Below are 17,010 nucleotides of genomic sequence, written 5' to 3' on the forward strand. Positions count from 1 at the left end.
ATGGACAATGTCCCGACGGTCGGGAACCGTGCAGGAAGAACGCGACGCAGCCGGCCGCCGCCCCGACAGGGGACCGCAGCCGGGCCTACTCAAGACACGCAGGAGCAAGTGGTGATCGAAGAGACCCTCCTCGAGGCCGAGGAGAAGATGGAGAAGGCCGTCGTGGTCGCCAAGGAGGACTTCGCCGCGATCCGCACCGGCCGTGCGCACCCGGCGATGTTCAACAAGATCGTGGCCGACTACTACGGCGCGCTGACGCCGATCAACCAGCTGGCCTCGTTCTCCGTGCCCGAGCCGCGCATGGCCGTGGTGACCCCCTTCGACAAGAGCGCCCTGCGCAACATCGAACAGGCGATCCGCGACTCCGACCTGGGCGTCAACCCGAGCAACGACGGAAACATCATCCGGGTGGTGTTCCCCGAGCTCACTGAGGAGCGCCGCCGCGACTACATCAAGGTCGCCAAGAGCAAGGCCGAGGACGCCAAGGTCTCCATCCGCTCCGTGCGCCGCAAGGCCAAGGACACCATCGACAAGATGGTCAAGGACGGCGACGTCGGCGAGGACGAGGGCCGCCGTGCGGAGAAGGAACTCGACGACACCACCGCCAAGTACGTCGCCCAGGTGGACGAGCTCCTGAAGCACAAGGAAGCGGAGCTGCTCGAGGTCTGATGAACGACTCTTCCTGGGGAGCGCCGCCGCCACAAGCCGGGTACTGGGGGCCGTCCGACCAGGGACCTGTCCGGGGCGCTGCCCCGGCGGGTCCCGCGTACGACGCGCACTACGCGCAGCAGACTCGCCCCATGCCCATCGTGCCCGGCGTACCTGAACACGGCGGAGACCAGGATGACGACCAGGGGACCGCTCGGCTGAGCGGTCCCCTGTTCCGAGACGAGCCGCCGCGCGACGACGCGTACCGCGGCGAGAATCCGTCGGCGCGGCCGTATGCGGCGGTGCCGCAGAATCCGGAGCCCATGCCCGACGCCCCCCAGCCTGCGCAGCCGCAGCCGCAGCCGCAACCGCAGAAGAAGACCGCGGGGCGCGACCTGGGTGCCGCGATAGGGGTCGGCCTCGGACTCGCCGCGGTGATCGTGGCGTCGCTGTTCGTCGTCAAGGCCGCCTTCGTCGGCGTGATCGTGGTCGCCGTCGTGGTGGGCCTGTGGGAGCTGACCAAGCGGCTCCAGGAGCGCAAGGGCATCAAGGCGCCCCTGGTGCCGCTCGCGATCGGCGGCGCGGCGATGGTGGTCGCCGGCTACGTCCGGGGCTCCGAGGGCGCGTGGGTCGCGATGGCGCTCACGGCACTGGCGGTCCTCGTATGGCGGATGACCGAGCCGCCGGACGGCTACCTCAAGGACGTCACGGCAGGCCTCTTCGCGGCGTTCTACGTGCCCTTCCTGGCCACGTTCGTCGCGATGATGCTCATGGCGGACGACGGCGCGTGGCGTGTCCTGGTCTTCCTGATACTGACGGTCGTCAGCGACACCGGCGCCTACGCGGTCGGCTGGCGCTTCGGCAAGACCAAGCTCGCCCCGCGCATCAGCCCGGGCAAGACCCGGGAGGGCCTGCTCGGCGCGGTGGCGTTCGCGATGGTGGCGGGCGCGCTGTGCATGCAGTTCCTGATCGACGGCGGCACCTGGTGGCAGGGCCTGCTGCTCGGCCTCACGGTCGCCGTCAGCGCCACGCTGGGCGACCTCGGCGAGTCCATGATCAAGCGTGACCTCGGCATCAAGGACATGGGCACGCTGCTCCCGGGCCACGGCGGCATCATGGACCGCCTGGACTCGCTGCTGCCGACGGCGCCGGTGGTGTGGCTGCTGTTGGTGATCTTCGTCGGATCGGGTTGACAGCGTTCAGGTAGTCTGGAAGGGCCCGCACGGTCGCGGGCCCTTTCGTGTTTCCCCGCCCACGCGGGGGTTGTCCGGTGAGGTCTCCTGGCTTCGGCATGGCTCTGCCGCCGTCGTCCCCGCACGAGCGGGGATTCGCCACAGGCCCGTCGTCATGAGGAGTTGTCCAACCGTGGCCCGTCCCGCCCCAGGTGAGCTCACCTTCGTCGCGCCCCGCGCAGCGAAGCGGCCGCCGCGGCACCTCGCCGACCTCACGCCCGCGGAGCGCAAGGAGGCCGTCGCCGCGATCGGCGAGAAGCCGTTCCGCGCCAAGCAGCTCTCGCAGCACTACTTCGCGCGGTACGCGCACGACCCCCAGCAGTGGACCGACATCCCGGCCGGCTCGCGCCAGGGCCTCCAGGAGGCGCTGCTGCCCGAACTGATGACGGTCGTGCGGCATCTGTCGACCGACCAGGGCACCACACGCAAGACACTGTGGAAGCTGTTCGACGGGACGCTCGTCGAGTCCGTCCTCATGCGCTACCCGGACCGGGTGACCATGTGCATCAGCTCCCAGGCCGGCTGCGGCATGAACTGCCCGTTCTGTGCCACCGGACAGGCCGGCCTGGACCGGAACCTGTCGACCGCCGAGATCGTGCACCAGATCGTGGACGGCATGCGGGCGCTCAGGGACGGCGAGGTCCCGGGGGGACCGGCCCGGCTCAGCAACATCGTGTTCATGGGCATGGGCGAGCCCCTCGCCAACTACAACCGGGTCGTCGGTTCCATCCGCCGCCTCACCGACCCCGAGCCCGACGGGCTGGGCCTCTCCCAGCGCGGCATCACCGTCTCCACCGTCGGTCTCGTCCCGGCCATCCACCGCTTCACCGGCGAGGGATTCAAGTGCCGCCTCGCCATCTCGCTGCACGCGCCCGACGACGAGCTGCGCGACACCCTCGTCCCCGTCAACACGCGCTGGAAGGTGCGTGAGGTGCTGGACGCCGGGTTCGAGTACGCGGCCACGTCCGGGCGCCGGCTGTCGATCGAGTACGCGCTGATCCGGGACATCAACGACCAGGCGTGGCGTGGCGACCGGCTCGGGCGGCTGCTCAAGGGCAAGCCCGTGCACGTCAACCTCATCCCGCTCAACCCCACGCCGGGTTCGAAGTGGACCGCGTCGCGGCCCGAGGACGAGAAGGCGTTCGTGGAGGCGATCGCGGCGCATGGTGTGCCGGTGACGATCCGGGACACCCGTGGGCAGGAGATCGACGGGGCGTGTGGTCAGCTCGCCGCGAGCGAGCGGTAACCTGACCGGCGTCAGCACATCGTCGTACGACACCTGCGTACGGCACCTGTACACGTCATACGGAACCACATCTTCATATTCCGACAGGGGAGCGCCACAGCGCTGAGAGTGCGGCACCGGCCGCAGACCCTCCGAACCTGGCCCAGGTCATTCTGGGTAGGGAGATCGGTCACCACTCGAGCTGTTGCGCCCTGCCCGGGACCCTCGCCAGGGGTCCCGGGCGGGGCCGCGTCTTCTCCTGGTCACCCAGGAGGAATTCAGTGAGCATCACCAAGAAGGCCACCGTCCTGGCCGTCGGACTCGGCATGGTCGGCGGCCTGGCCGCGTGCGGATCGTCGTCCGACGGAGACAGCCGGGGCGCCGGCGACTCCAAGACCGTCACCCTGGTCAGCCACAACTCGTGGGCCGTGTCGAAGGACGTCATCGCCGCCTTCGAGAAGAGCTCCGGCTACCAGGTCCAGGTCCTGGAGGACGGCGACGCCGGCCAGGCCGTCAACAAGGCCGTCCTCACCAAGGACAACCCGCAGGGCGACGTCTTCTTCGGCGTCGACAACACGCTGCTGTCCCGCGCGCTCGACAACGGGCTGTTCCAGCCGTACGAGGCGAAGGGCTCCGACCTGGTCCTGCCCGAGTACCGGGCCGACCAGGACAAGCACCGGGTCACTCCCGTCACCACCGGCGACGTCTGCGTCAACTACGACAAGGCGTACTTCAGCAAGCACGAGCTGACCCCGCCGGACTCCTTCGACGACCTGGTCGAGCCCGAGTACAAGGACCTGCTCGTCACCGAGAACGCGGGCAGTTCCTCGCCCGGCCTCGGCTTCCTGCTCGGCACCGCCGCCGAGTACGGCGACGAGGGCTGGCAGGACTACTGGAAGAAGCTGAAGGCGAACGGCGTCAAGGTCGTCGACAGCTGGGAGCAGGCCTACAACGAGGAGTTCTCCGGCTCGTCCGGCGGCAAGAAGGCCAAGGGCGACCGCCCGCTCGTCGTCTCCTACGCCTCCTCCCCGCCCGCCGAGGTCATCTACGCCGACCCGCAGCCGACCACCGCGCCGACGGGCGTCGCCAGCGGCACCTGCTTCCGCCAGGTCGAGTACGCGGGTCTGCTGAGCAACGCCGGCAACCCCGAGGGCGGCAAGGCACTCCTCGACTTCCTCGTGGGCAAGGAGTTCCAGGAGGACCTGCCGCTGAACATGTTCGTCTACCCGGTGCGGGAGGGCGCGCGGATCCCCGAGGCGTTCCGGAAGTTCGGGCCGCAGGCCGAGGACCCGGAGACCATGGACCCGGCGAAGATCGCCGACAACCGCGACCAGTGGGTCAAGTCGTGGACCTCACTCGTACTCAAGTGACCAAGCGCAGGCGCCGCACGGGGAACGCGGCGCGGCCGGCCCTGATGGCCGTGCCCGTCGCGTTCTTCGCGGTGTTCTTCGCCTACCCCGTCGCCGCGATCGTCGCGCGCGGACTGGAGATCGACGGCACCTGGCGGTTCGGGCGGATCTGGGAGGTGCTCGCGCAGCCCGACGTGCGGCACGTGCTGTGGTTCACCACCTGGCAGGCGCTGGCCTCCACCGCGCTCACCCTGCTGATCGCCCTGCCGGGCGCCTATGTCTTCGCCCGCTTCGACTTCCCCGGCAAGCAGGTGCTGCGGGCGGTGGTGACCGTGCCGTTCGTGCTGCCGACGGTCGTCGTCGGTACGGCGTTCCTGGCACTGGTGGGCCGGGGCGGACTGCTCGACGAGCTGTGGGGCGTACGGCTGGACACCACCGTGTGGGCGATCCTGCTCGCGCACGTCTTCTTCAACTACGCCGTCGTCGTACGCACCGTCGGCGGGCTCTGGTCGCAACTCGACCCGCGGCAGGAGGAGGCCGCGCGGATGCTCGGCGCCTCGCGGCTGAGGGCCTGGCGGCAGGTGACCCTGCCCGCGCTCGCGCCCGCCGTGGCCGCCGCCGCGCTGATGGTGTTCCTGTTCACCTTCACCTCCTTCGGCGTCGTCCAGATCCTCGGCGGGCCCGCCTTCTCCACCCTGGAGGTGGAGATCTACCGGCAGACCTCCCAGATCTTCGACCTGTCCACGGCAGCCGTGCTGACGCTGATCCAGTTCGCCGCGGTGGCCGCCATCCTCGCCGTGCACGCCTGGACGGTACGGCGGCGGGAGACGGCCCTGAAGCTGGTGAACGCGGCCACGACCGCGCGCCGGCCGCGCGGGACCGGGCAGTGGGCCCTGCTGGCCGGGGTCCTGGTCACCATCGCCGTGCTGCTGGTGCTGCCGCTCGCCGTGCTGGTCGAGCGGTCGCTGGGCGCACCCGGCTTCGGCTACTACCGGGCGCTGACCCGCGAGGACGGCGGTACCTTCCTCGTCCCGCCCATCGAGGCGATCGGCAACTCCCTCCAGTACGCCGTCGCGGCCACCGCCATCGCCGTGGTGATCGGCGCGCTGGCCGCCACCGCGCTCACCCGCCGCGACGCGGGCCGCTTCGTACGCGGCTTCGACGCGCTGCTGATGCTGCCGCTCGGGGTGTCCGCGGTGACCGTCGGCTTCGGGTTCCTGATCGCGCTGGACGAACCCCCGCTGGACCTCCGGTCGTCCTGGGTCCTGGTGCCGCTCGCGCAGGCCCTGGTCGGCGTCCCCTTCGTCGTACGGACCATGCTGCCGGTGCTGCGGGCGGTGGACGTACGGCTGCGGGAGGCGGCGTCCGTGCTCGGGGCGTCGCCGTGGCGGGTGTGGCGGGAGGTCGACCTGCCGATGGTGCGGCGGGCGCTGCTGGTCGCGGCCGGGTTCGCCTTCGCGGTGTCGCTCGGGGAGTTCGGGGCGACCGTGTTCATCGCGCGGCCCGACAACCCGACGCTGCCGGTCGCCGTGGCGCGGCTGCTGGGGCGGCCCGGCGACATGAACTACGGCCAGGCGATGGCTCTTTCGACGATTCTGATGCTGGTGTGCGCGGTGGCCCTGGTGGTGCTGGAGCGGCTGCGGACCGACCGGAGCGGGGAGTTCTAGGGATGCGGGAGTGCTGGGAATGCTGCTGAGCCTTGAGGGCGCGACGGTCCGTTTCGGGGGATGGGCCGTGCTCGACGCCGTCGATCTCGGTGTCGCCGAGCACGAGGTGGTGTGCGTGCTCGGGCCCAGCGGCAGCGGCAAGTCGACCCTGCTGCGGGCGGTCGCCGGGCTCCAGCCACTGGACGCCGGACGGGTGACGCTGGACGGACGGGACCAGTCGGGGGTGCCCGCGCACAAGCGCGAGGTCGGGCTGATGTTCCAGGACCACCAGCTCTTCCCGCAGCGGGACGTGGCCGGAAACATCGCCTTCGGGCCGCGGATGCGGGGCGCGTCCCGTGCCGAACAGCGCGATCGGGTCGGGAAGTTGCTGGAACTGGTCGGGCTGCCCGGCGCCGCCCACCGGTCCGTCGCCGCGCTCTCCGGCGGTGAGCAGCAGCGGGTGGCGCTGGCCCGCGCCCTGGCGCCCCGGCCCCGGCTGCTGATGCTGGACGAGCCGCTGGGCCAGCTCGACCGCTCGCTGCGGGAGCGGCTCGTCGTCGAACTGCGGGAACTGTTCGGCCGGCTGGGTACCACCGTGCTCGCCGTGACGCACGACCAGGGCGAGGCCTTCGCGCTCGCCGACCGGGTCGTCGTGATGCGGGACGGGCGGATCGCCCAGTCGGGGACACCGCTCGAGGTGTGGCAGCGGCCGGCCGACGCCTTCGTGGCACGCTTCCTCGGCTTCGACAACGTCGTCGAGGCGACCGTCGCCGGGCAGGCCGCGGACACTCCGTGGGGCAAGGTGCCGGTCCCCGACGACGCCCCGCAGGGCAGGCGCACCCTGCTGGTACGGCCCGCCGGGGTCCGTCTGGTGCCCGCCGGCGAGGGCCTGCGCTGCAGGGTCACCGCCCGCACCTTCCGGGGCACCCACGTCGCCGTCCACCTCCAGCCCGAGTACGCGCCGCGCCTGGAGGCGGCGTGCGCGTTGCGGGCGGCGCCGGAGGTCGGGGAGGCCGTCGATGTGGAGTTCGACGCGGCGGAAATCGCCGTGCTCGGGGGCTCGTCCCGCTCGTAGGGTGACGGGCATGACACTCCTCGCCCACGACCGCTACTGCGACGAAATCGCCTCCCATATAGCCCGGTTCGGGTCCGTGCTGTCCCTTGGCGCCGACCTGTCCGCCACCGTGCCGACCTGCCCGGACTGGACCTTGGAGGACCTGGTGCGGCATGTCGGCCGGGCCCTGCGCTGGACGGAACTGATCGTCCGCACCCGCGCCGAGGAGGAGGTCCCGTTGGACCGGGCGCCGGGCTCGGAAGGACCGGGGACCCCGGGGGACGCGGCCGCGCTGGAGGCATGGCTGGGGGAGTCCGGCGAGGCGGTCGTACGCGCGCTGCGTCAGGCCGGACCGGACGGGCGGGCATGGTCGTGGTCCGGTAACCACACCGCGGGTTTCTGGGCCCGTCGGATGACCCACGAACTCGTCGTCCACGGGGCCGACGCGGCACTCACGGCGGACCGGCCCTTCGAAGCCGTCGAGGCCGACGTGGCGGCGGACGCGATCGACGAGTGGCTGGAGATCGTGCGGTTCGTGCAGCGGGTCGTTCCGGACGGGCCGACGAAGGAACTGCGCGCACCGGGGCGGAGCATCCACCTGCACGCCACCGACACCGCGGCCGGCCTGAACGCGGAGTGGCTGATCGAGCTCCCCGAGGAGGGCGTCACCTGGCGACGCGGCCACGAGAAGGCGACCGTGGCACTGCGGGGCCCGCTCACGGACGTGCTGCTGGCCTTCTACCGCAGGCGTCCGTTGGACGCCCCCGGACTCCAGGTACTCGGCGACCGCGCGCTGCTGGAACTCTGGCTGGAGAAGGCGACGTTCGGCTGACGCGAGGAGACGCGACGCGGCGGTGTGCGAGGCGTCAGCGGTCGCTGTTCGCTCCGCGACGGCGCAGGCCGAAGAAGACGGCGGTGCCACCGACGGCGACCAGGGCCGCCGCGATGCCGACGATCATGCCGGTGTTGGAGCCGGCGCCGGTCTCGGCGAGGTTGGACTCACCGGCCGCCGGGGACGGGGCGTTGCTCGGCACGGCCGCCGGCGCGGTGCTCGCGCTCGGCGACGGATCCGACGTGGACGGTGCCGACGTGGAGGGCTCCGGAGCCGGCGTCTCGGTCTCCTCGGCCGGGGTGGAGGAGCTCTCCGACGGGGTCGGGGCCGGGGTGTCCTCCGTCTCGCAGGGGGTCGACGGGGTCACGAGGTTCGGCTTGATGTCCTCGTCGACGTAGCTGTCGGCCTTGACGTGGACGCGGTACTCGGCGTTCGGCTTCCAGTCCGCGGGGAAGGTGATGGTGCTGCCTTCGCGCGAACCCTTGACCACCTGCTCGCCGATCTTCTCGGCGTCGGCACCGTTGTTCTGGAGGTACACGGTGACGGTGGCGGGGATGCCGGCGGGGTCCACGTCGGTGACGGTGATGACCCCCTTGTCGCCCTCGCACACGGCGGCGGCGGAGAACTCGCTGATGTCGCAGGCGAGGGCGCTGCCGGCGGCGCCGAGGGCCAGGGCCACCGAGGCGGAGGCGACGCCGAGGGCGCGAACGCCGCGGCGTGATGCCGTACGACTGATTATGGACAGGACTGCCACGTTTGTCCTTTACGGGAGCGCAGATGCGGGGGGTGAAGAGGGTGCTGACGCGTGCATGACGTGGCATCAGCACACCTACGAGCCTCACTGGTCTATAAGCGGTGCATAAGCAGTGTCAACGCATATGCGGGTCAAGGGCGTTGGCTTTGCCGTGTTATTAACCGCCGAGACGTTTCAGCGTCTGCGCCCGCCACCCGTTCACCGGCGCGAGCCGTGTCTGTGTCCGGGCCCCGGGCTGGGCGGGTGTGGGTCCACCCGCCCATGCTGTGGCGTGTGTCCTGCTCAGCCCTCGACCGCCGCCGGGTCCATCCACACGACCTCGAAGGTGTGGCCGTCGAGGTCGTCGAAGGCGCGGCCGTACATGAAGCCGTGGTCCTGGGTCTCGCCGGAGACCGAGCCGCCGGCGGCGACCGCCTTCTCCACCAGCTCGTCGACCTTCTCGCGGCTCTCGGCGCTCAGCGCGATCAGCACCTCGCTGGACTTCGTCGAGTCCACGATCTCCTTCTTCGTGAACTGCCGGTACTTCTCCGGCGTGTGCACCATCACGACGATGGCCTCGCTCAGCGGGATCGACGCGGTGGTGTCGTCGCTGAACTGGGCGTTGATCTCGTAACCGAGCTCGGTGAAGAACTTCTTCGAGGCGTCCAGGTTGCCGGTGGCCAGGTTCACGAAGATCATCTGCTGGTACATGGGGGGCCTCTCCCGTCGGTGTCCTGCTGTGGTCATGCCGTTCGAAGGGGTAGACGCGACGGGCTCACGAAACTCATCGCTGGTTCGCGGATTTCTTCGAGAAAATCTTCTACCGGCAGCACGCAGGGCAGCCCGGGACAGCACGGCGGCCGCTACGGCGCTCAGCGGGCCAGTGGCAGCGCCGCCAGCCCCGCGACGACCAGGGTCAGCGGGCCGAACAGGGCGAGCAGGGCGCCGGCGCGGACCGCGGCGGCGGCGCGCAGGGTCGTGGGAGGCGCGCCCAGCCGCAGCAGGGCGTCGGTGGTGTCGGTGCGGGCGTGTTTGGCCTCGACCGCCGCGGTGAGCAGGGTGGCCACCGCGCAGCCGGCCACCAGCAGGGCGCCGAGGGTGCTGAGCGGGCCGAAGGCCGGTCCGTCACCGTCGTACAGCGTGGCGGCGACGTAGGCCGCGGACGCCACGGCGCAGACGACGCCGAGGGGACGGCCGATACGGCGCGACTCCTCCATGAGTACCCGGCCGGCCAGCAGACGCAGGGCACCGGGGCGGGCTGCCTGGAGCAGGCGGCCGCAGAGATGGGTGAGGCCCGGGCCGGCCAGGGCGAGGCCCAGGGCGGTGACGGCCCAGCCGAGGAGGACGCCGGCGGAGGGGGTGGTGTCGGGGGACGCGGTGTTGCCGGCGTACGTCTCGACGGCGAGACCCGCGGTGAGCACGGCGACGCCCCAGGGGAGGGCGGTGGTGTTCTGGGGACGGGGAGCGTCGGCTCCGGCCCCGGTCGGTGTCCCGGCCGGTGCCGGGGTTCCGGTCGGGGCCGTGGGGGCGGGTACCGCGTCCGGCGTGGGCTGCGGGACGTCCGCTGTGGCTGAGGCGCGGGTGACATCGGCCAGCGCTCGCGGAGTGTCTTCTGGCGCGTTCACCGGCGCGGTGTCCACGTGCGCGGCCCCAGCGGACCGGGTGGGCGCGAGGGGGGCGGTGGTCATGCCGGCGGTCATGTCAGCCGTCGTGTCAGCGGGCCGGGCCGGCACAGTGGCTCCGCCGCCCGCCGTCGCCGGTGCCAGGCGGGCGCCGAAGCGGCCGTACGCCCCGAAGGTCTCGCGGGCCTTGCCCCAGCCGTACGCGCCGAAGCGGCCGTAGCCGCGCGAGCCGGTGGACGGGGTGCGGCGGGGCTCTCGGGGGCGCAGCGTCAGCGCCACCGCGGCCGACGCCGTGGCCGGTACCAGGGTCAGCAGGGTCAGCGCCGCCGGGACGGGGAGGGCCCGGCCGACGGCCAGGGAGTCGGCCGCGGCACCGTCGAAGGGCGGACCCGTCAGGTCGCCGCGCAGGTGCAGAAAGACGACGAGGGCCGCCACCGAGCCGAGCGCGCCGGACAGGGCCGTCGTCGTCGCCGAGACCGCCATCAGCCGGCCGGGGCCCAGGCCGATCGCCGACAGTCCCGGGCGGGGCCGGGAGCCGGGGTCGGTACGGGCCACGGCGACGGCGAGGTACACGGTGGCGGCCAGCGGCGCCGCGCACCAGGCCAGGCGGAGGGCGGAGGCGCCGGGTGTGTCCGGGTGGGTCATCGCGTGGCCGAGGGCGCACAGCAGCAGGAAGCCCGTGCCCGCCGAGGCCACCGCGACCAGCAGACGGCGCAGTTGGACGGCGAGGCGGGCGACGCGGGTCAGGCGGAGAGCGAGCACGCCGACCGGCCTTCCGTTCCGGGGGTCCCCGTGGCTTCCGTGGCCACCGCGGTCTCGGTGACCGGAGGAAGGTGCAGGGTCCGCACCCGCCGTCCGTCCAGCAGCGCCACCGCGCGGTCCGCGAGGGCGGCGGTCCGCGCGTCGTGCGTGGCGAGGAGGACGGTGATGCCGTGCGAGCGGGCCGCCGTGGTGAGCGTCCGCAGGACCTGGGCGCGGTCGGCGCGGTGCAGGGGGGCCGTCGGCTCGTCGGCGAAGAGGACCGCGGGGGCGACGGCGAGGGCACGGGCGATGCAGACGCGCTGCCGCTCGGCCTGCTGGAGTTCGTCCGGGCGCCGATGGGCCTTGTCGCCGACGTCGAGGCGCTCCAGCCACTCCAGTGCGGCGGTCTTGGCGCGGCGCCGGCCGACGCCGCGCAGCATGAGGGGGAGGGCGGCGTTCTCCCAGGTGTTGAGCTCCGGGACGAGCACGGGGGCGGGGTCGATCCAGCCGAAGCGGTCGCGGCGCAGTCGCTCGCGACTGAGCGGGCCCATGGTGTGCACCGGCACGTTCCCGAACCACACCTCGCCGTCCTGCGGCCGGACCAGGCCGGACAGACACCGCAGCAGTGTGGTCTTGCCGCTGCCGCGCGGGCCGCTCACGGCGAGGATCTCGCCCTCGCGGACACCGAGCGACACGCCTTGCAGCGCGGGCGAGCCGTCGTGGTGCCGGAAGTGCAGGGCGTCGGCCCGGAGCACGTCGTGGTCCGGCGGAGCCTCCATGGGCGTACACCTCGGTTCTGATCCGTATTTCCCCGGTCACGTCCCCCTTCGGGGGAACGAAGAAGGGGCTGATCGGTCAAAGGGCACCGTAAGGAGTCCTCCCGGGGGAAGCCGCACAGCACGCGGCCCCGGGCCGCCGTTCCCACTCGAACGGACGGCACCGGGGCCGGTGATGATCATCCAGACGGATGATCGGAGTACGCCTGGATCAGACGCCGAGGACAGACGTCTGAATAAGACGCCGAGGACAGACGTCTGAATAAGACGCCGAGGACAGACACCTGGATCAGAGCTTCGTCCACGCCTCCGTCAGCGTGGCGCGCAGGATCTGCTCGATCTCGTCGAAGGTCTCCTGGTTGGAGATCAGCGGCGGGGCGAGCTGGATGACCGGGTCGCCGCGGTCGTCGGCACGGCAGTACAGGCCGTTCTCGAAGAGCTTCTTGGAGAGGAAGCCGTACAGGACGCGCTCGGTCTCCTCGTCGTTGAAGGACTCCTTGGTGACCTTGTCCTTGACCAGTTCGATGCCGTAGAAGAAGCCGTTGCCGCGGACGTCACCGACGATCGGCAGGTCGTGCAGCTTCTCCAGGGTGGCGCGGAAGGCGCCCTCGTTGTCGAGCACGTGCTGGTTGAGGCCCTCGCGCTCGAACAGGTCGAGGTTGGCGATACCCACCGCCGCGGAGACCGGGTGGCCGCCGAAGGTGTAGCCGTGCAGGAAGGTGTTGTCGCCCTTGTAGAACGGCTCGGCCAGGCGGTCGGAGATGACGCACGCGCCGATCGGGGAGTAGCCCGAGGTCATGCCCTTGGCGCAGGTGATCATGTCCGGGACGTAGCCGAACTTGTCGCAGGCGAACGTCGTGCCCAGGCGGCCGAAGGCGCAGATGACCTCGTCGGAGACGAGCAGCACGTCGTACTGGTCGCAGATCTCGCGCACCCGCTGGAAGTAGCCCGGCGGGGGCGGGAAGCAGCCGCCGGCGTTCTGCACGGGCTCCAGGAAGACGGCCGCGACCGTCTCCGGGCCCTCGAAGAGGATCTGCTGCTCGATCTGGTCGGCGGCCCAGCGGCCGTAGGCCTCGGGGTCGTCGCCGTGGATCGGGGCGCGGTAGATGTTGGTGTTCGGCACCTTGTGCGCGCCGGGGACCAGCGGCTCGAAGGGGGCCTTCAGGGCGGGCAGGCCGGTGATGGACAGGGCGCCCTGCGGGGTGCCGTGGTAGGCGACCGCGCGGGAGATGACCTTGTACTTGGTCGGCTTGCCGGTCAGCTTGAAGTACTGCTTGGCGAGCTTCCAGGCGGTTTCGACGGCCTCGCCGCCGCCGGTGGTGAAGAAGACCTTGTTGAGGTCGCCGGGGGCCTCGTTCGCCAGGCGCTCGGCCAGCTCGACGGCCTTGGGGTGGGCGTAGGACCACACCGGGAAGAAGGCGAGTTCCTGCGCCTGCTTGGAGGCGGTCTCGGCGAGCTCGGTGCGGCCGTGTCCGGCCTGGACCACGAACAGGCCGGCGAGACCGTCGAGGTAGCGCTTGCCCTTGTCGTCGTAGATGTGGGTGCCCTCACCGCGGACGATGGTGGGGACGGGGGCGTTCTCGTACGACGACATGCGGGTGAAGTGCATCCACAGGTGGTCGTACGCGGTCCGGCTGAGGTCCTTGTCGGTGCTCACGATTATCGGGTTCCCCACATATAGGTCTGCTTCTTGAGCTTGAGGTAGACGAAGCTCTCGGTGGAGCGCACACCGGGGACGGCCCGGATGCGTTTGTTGATGACGTCCAGAAGGTGGTCGTCGTCCTCGCAGACGACCTCCACCATCAGGTCGAAGGAGCCCGCGGTCATCACCACGTACTCGCACTCGGCCATGGCCGTCACCGCGTCGGCGACGGACTCCACGTCGCCCTCGACACGGACGCCGACCATCGCCTGCCGGCGGAAGCCCACGGTGAGCGGGTCCGTGACGGCGACGATCTGCATCACGCCCTGGTCGAGGAGCTTCTGGACGCGCTGTCGCACGGCCGCCTCCGACAGGCCCACGGCCTTGCCGATGGCGGCGTACGGCCGGCGGCCGTCCTCCTGGAGCTGCTCGATGATGGCGAGGGAGACGGCGTCCAACTGGGGACCGCCGTTCCTGGACTCGCGGGAGTCCTTCTGGTCTGCGCTTCGACTGGCCACGGCTTCACTGTGCACGACGTATCGACAGTTTCGCAAGGCCAGATCGATGAAATCCGTTGTGTACATGGCCTGCTACTACGGATTTCGCAACCCGGCCCGGGTCGGGGGTGTTGAAAACGTCAGGTCTCCGTCTAGGGTGGGTGTCTCAGTTACTGGACACCCGAACTTGGAGGGCCGGCAGTGAGCACCGAGCTGCGTCGTCTGCGCAATTACATCGACGGTGAGTTCCGGGACGCCGCCGACGGACGGACCACGGAGGTGGTCAACCCCGTCACGGGCGAGGCCTACGCGACCGCCCCCCTGTCCGGTCAGGCGGACGTCGACGCCGCCATGGCGGCCGCCGCCGCGGCCTTCCCGGCCTGGCGCGACACCACCCCGGCCGAGCGGCAGAAGGCCCTGCTGAAGATCGCGGACGCGTTCGAGGAGCGGGCCGAGGAGCTGATCGCGGCCGAGGTGGAGAACACGGGCAAGCCCATCGGCCTGACCCGCTCCGAGGAGATCCCGCCGATGGTCGACCAGATCCGCTTCTTCGCGGGCGCGGCGCGGATGCTGGAAGGGCGTAGCGCCGGCGAGTACATGGAGGGTCTGACCTCCATGGTCCGCCGCGAGCCGATCGGTGTCTGCGCGCAGGTCGCGCCGTGGAACTACCCGATGATGATGGGCGTGTGGAAGTTCGCCCCGGCGCTCGCCGCGGGCAACACGGTCGTCCTCAAGCCCTCGGACACGACCCCGGCCTCCACCACCCTGATGGCCGACATCATCGGCTCGATCGTGCCCAAGGGCGTCTTCAACGTCATCTGCGGCGACCGCGACACCGGCCGCCTGATGGTCGAGCACCAGACCCCGGCGATGGCCTCCATCACCGGCTCGGTGCGGGCCGGCATGCAGGTCGCCGAGTCGGCGTCGAAGGACCTCAAGCGCGTCCACCTGGAGCTGGGCGGCAAGGCGCCGGTCGTCGTCTTCGAGGACACCGACATCCCCAAGGCCGTCGAGGGCATCTCGGAGGCGGGCTACTTCAACGCCGGCCAGGACTGCACGGCGGCCACCCGCGTGCTGGTCCACGAGTCGATCCACGACGAGTTCGTGAGCGCGCTCGCGAAGGCGGCGGCCGAGACCAAGACCGGTCAGCCGGACGACGAGGACGTGTCCTACGGCCCGCTCAACAACGCCAACCAGCTCAAGCAGGTCGCCGGGTTCGTCGAGCGTCTCCCCGCCCACGCCAAGGTCGAGGCGGGCGGCCACCAGGTCGGCGAGAAGGGCTACTTCTACGCCCCGACCGTAGTCTCGGGCCTCAGGCAGGACGACGAGATCGTCCAGAAGGAGGTCTTCGGCCCGGTCATCACCGTCCAGTCCTTCCGCGACGAGGACCAGGCGGTCCAGTGGGCCAACGGCGTCGAGTACGCGCTGGCCTCCTCGGTGTGGACCAAGGACCACGGGCGCGCCATGCGGATGTCCAGGAAGCTGGACTTCGGCTGCGTGTGGATCAACACCCACATCCCGCTGGTCGCCGAGATGCCGCACGGCGGCTTCAAGAAGTCCGGTTACGGCAAGGACCTGTCGTCGTACGGCTTCGACGACTACACCCGGGTCAAGCACGTGATGACGTCGCTGGACGCGTGACGCCTGATTCCGGCGACGCCGCCCCGGACGGGAACTCCGTCCGGGGCGGCGCCGTGTGAACGGTCGGCCCGCCCAGGTCGACAGGGTGTCCGGGCTGGACGAACGAGCTAGACGCGGCGTCGATTGTTCCCGGCGGTGCGGGCGCGGCATCCTGCGGCCATGTCCCCGCTCTCGAAGACGCCCTCGTTCTCCCGGCGGTCCCTGCTGCGCGGCCTGGGCGGCTCCGCCGCGGCCGGAGCGCTGGGGGGCTGCGGCGTGCCGGCCGCCTACGTCGCCCCGGGCGACCGTGCCGCGACCGACCGGTCCGCCACCGAACCACGGCTGACCTGGGCGAACTGGCCGCTGTACATCGACACCGACGACGAGCGTCCGAGCCGGCGGCCGACCCTGGAGGCGTTCGAGGAACGGTCGGGCATCTCCGTCGAGTACATCGAGGAGATCAACGACAACGACGAGTTCTTCGGCAAGATCAGCCCGTCCCTGATGAACCACCGGCCCACCGACCGCGACCTGATCGTCATCAGCGACTGGATGTGCGGGCGGTTCGTCCGGCTCGGCTGGGTGCAGGAGATGGACCGCTCCCGTCAGCCGAACGTCACCGAGCACCTCGACCCGCTGCTGCGATCGCCCGCCTTCGACCCGGGCCGGAGGTTCACCGTGCCCTGGCAGTCGGGCATCACCGGCATCGCGTACAACCGCCGTAGGCTCGGCCGGGAGATCCGGCACGTGTCCGAGCTGTGGGCGGACGACCTCAAGGGACGGGTGACGCTGCTGTCCGGCATGGACGAGGCGTTCGCGCTGCTGATGCAGGGCGACGGCGTGGACATCACCGACTGGACGGCGGACGACTTCCACGCGATGTGCGACCTGGTGGAGCGGCAGGTCGACAAGGGCCAGATCCGCCGCTTCACCGGCAACGACTACATCAAGGACCTCGCCGGCGGGGACGTCCTGGCCTGCCAGGCCTACTCCGGTGACGTGATCCAGCTCCAGGCGGACGACCCTGACATCGAGTTCGTCGTCCCCGAGGAGGGCGCCGAGCTGTGGTCGGAGTCCCTGATGATCCCCAACCTGGCCCGTCACAAGGCCAACGCCGAGCGGCTGATCGACTACTACTACCGGCCCGAGGTCGCCGCCGAGCTGGCCGCCTGGGTCAACTACGTCTGCCCCGTGCCCGCCGCGCAGGACGTGCTCGCCTCCTCCGACGACGAGGAGACCGCCGCGCTGGCCGAGGATCCACTGATCTTCCCGGACGCGGCGATGCGCGAACGGCTCGCGATCGCGCGGGACATCGCGGCGGGGGAACGGTCGGAGTTCGCGAAACGGTGGAACGGGATCGTGGGTGCCTAGCAGACTGACCGGCGTGGCGAAT

15 protein-coding genes and 1 riboswitch are annotated in these 17,010 nt (G+C 70.9%); of the genes, 9 read left to right on the plus strand and 6 right to left on the minus strand.

Going from position 1 to position 17,010, the window contains the following annotated elements:
• Positions 1 to 111: 111 nt before the first annotated feature.
• The 7 genes from frr to QC283_RS14875 all read left to right on the plus strand — a co-directional run bounded on the left by frr (position 112) and on the right by QC283_RS14875 (position 7,986).
• Entirely contained in the window at positions 112 to 669 is a 558-nt protein-coding gene (gene frr / locus QC283_RS14845) for a ribosome recycling factor (RefSeq protein ID WP_279561962.1), read from the plus strand.
• Positions 669 to 1,841 (plus strand): phosphatidate cytidylyltransferase, encoded by a 1,173-nt coding sequence (locus QC283_RS14850; protein ID WP_279561963.1) that lies wholly within the window; start codon positions 669 to 671, stop codon positions 1,839 to 1,841. The genes frr and QC283_RS14850 overlap by 1 nt, the downstream gene beginning before the upstream one ends.
• 154 nt (positions 1,842 to 1,995) lie before the next feature.
• Positions 1,996 to 3,126, plus strand: a complete 1,131-nt coding sequence (gene rlmN / locus QC283_RS14855) for a 23S rRNA (adenine(2503)-C(2))-methyltransferase RlmN (RefSeq protein WP_279561964.1) — start codon at positions 1,996 to 1,998, stop codon at positions 3,124 to 3,126.
• A gap of 75 nt (positions 3,127 to 3,201) precedes the next feature.
• A riboswitch (TPP riboswitch) is annotated at positions 3,202 to 3,307 on the plus strand.
• Between the two features lie 79 nt (positions 3,308 to 3,386).
• Complete coding sequence (locus QC283_RS14860) at positions 3,387 to 4,475, plus strand: thiamine ABC transporter substrate-binding protein (RefSeq protein WP_279561965.1); 1,089 nt, start codon at positions 3,387 to 3,389, stop codon at positions 4,473 to 4,475.
• Between the two features lie 44 nt (positions 4,476 to 4,519).
• Positions 4,520 to 6,121 (plus strand): ABC transporter permease, encoded by a 1,602-nt coding sequence (locus tag QC283_RS14865; protein WP_279562011.1) that lies wholly within the window; start codon positions 4,520 to 4,522, stop codon positions 6,119 to 6,121.
• A gap of 19 nt (positions 6,122 to 6,140) precedes the next feature.
• Entirely contained in the window at positions 6,141 to 7,175 is a 1,035-nt protein-coding gene (locus tag QC283_RS14870) for an ABC transporter ATP-binding protein (RefSeq protein WP_443032603.1), read from the plus strand.
• Positions 7,176 to 7,185: 10 nt separating this feature from the next.
• The gene (locus QC283_RS14875; RefSeq protein ID WP_279561967.1) at positions 7,186 to 7,986 is read left to right on the plus strand and encodes a maleylpyruvate isomerase family mycothiol-dependent enzyme; all 801 of its coding nucleotides are present in this window, start codon (positions 7,186 to 7,188) and stop codon (positions 7,984 to 7,986) included.
• Positions 7,987 to 8,020: 34 nt separating this feature from the next.
• On the opposite strand, the gene QC283_RS14880 is transcribed toward QC283_RS14875, so the two are convergent.
• The 6 genes from QC283_RS14880 to QC283_RS14905 form a co-directional block, all read right to left on the minus strand.
• Complete coding sequence (locus QC283_RS14880; RefSeq protein WP_279561968.1) at positions 8,021 to 8,740, minus strand: LAETG motif-containing sortase-dependent surface protein; 720 nt, start codon at positions 8,738 to 8,740, stop codon at positions 8,021 to 8,023.
• Positions 8,741 to 9,022: 282 nt separating this feature from the next.
• The gene (locus QC283_RS14885; protein WP_055421720.1) at positions 9,023 to 9,430 is read right to left on the minus strand and encodes a VOC family protein; all 408 of its coding nucleotides are present in this window, start codon (positions 9,428 to 9,430) and stop codon (positions 9,023 to 9,025) included.
• 161 nt (positions 9,431 to 9,591) lie between these two features.
• Entirely contained in the window at positions 9,592 to 11,103 is a 1,512-nt protein-coding gene (locus QC283_RS14890) for a hypothetical protein (protein WP_279561969.1), read from the minus strand.
• A complete protein-coding gene (locus QC283_RS14895; protein ID WP_279561970.1) occupies positions 11,085 to 11,861 on the minus strand; it encodes an ABC transporter ATP-binding protein in 777 nt (258 codons plus the stop codon). Before QC283_RS14895 ends, QC283_RS14890 begins: the two co-directional genes overlap by 19 nt.
• A gap of 286 nt (positions 11,862 to 12,147) precedes the next feature.
• The gene (locus QC283_RS14900) at positions 12,148 to 13,515 is read right to left on the minus strand and encodes an aspartate aminotransferase family protein (protein ID WP_279561971.1); all 1,368 of its coding nucleotides are present in this window, start codon (positions 13,513 to 13,515) and stop codon (positions 12,148 to 12,150) included.
• 2 nt (positions 13,516 to 13,517) lie between these two features.
• Positions 13,518 to 14,033 carry an Lrp/AsnC family transcriptional regulator gene (locus QC283_RS14905; RefSeq protein WP_279561972.1) on the minus strand — a complete coding sequence of 172 codons (516 nt, stop codon included), beginning with the start codon at positions 14,031 to 14,033 and terminating at the stop codon, positions 13,518 to 13,520.
• Positions 14,034 to 14,198: 165 nt separating this feature from the next.
• Between QC283_RS14905 and QC283_RS14910 the strand changes: the two genes are divergently transcribed.
• Together QC283_RS14910 and QC283_RS14915 are read left to right on the plus strand one after the other, a co-directional pair.
• Positions 14,199 to 15,638 (plus strand): gamma-aminobutyraldehyde dehydrogenase, encoded by a 1,440-nt coding sequence (locus tag QC283_RS14910; protein ID WP_279561973.1) that lies wholly within the window; start codon positions 14,199 to 14,201, stop codon positions 15,636 to 15,638.
• A 159-nt stretch (positions 15,639 to 15,797) separates the two neighbouring features.
• Complete coding sequence (locus QC283_RS14915; protein WP_279561974.1) at positions 15,798 to 16,988, plus strand: polyamine ABC transporter substrate-binding protein; 1,191 nt, start codon at positions 15,798 to 15,800, stop codon at positions 16,986 to 16,988.
• Positions 16,989 to 17,010: the final 22 nt, after the last annotated feature.

This window comes from Streptomyces sp. DH41 (assembly GCF_029813785.1).
Taxonomy (GTDB): Bacteria; Actinomycetota; Actinomycetes; order Streptomycetales; family Streptomycetaceae; genus Streptomyces.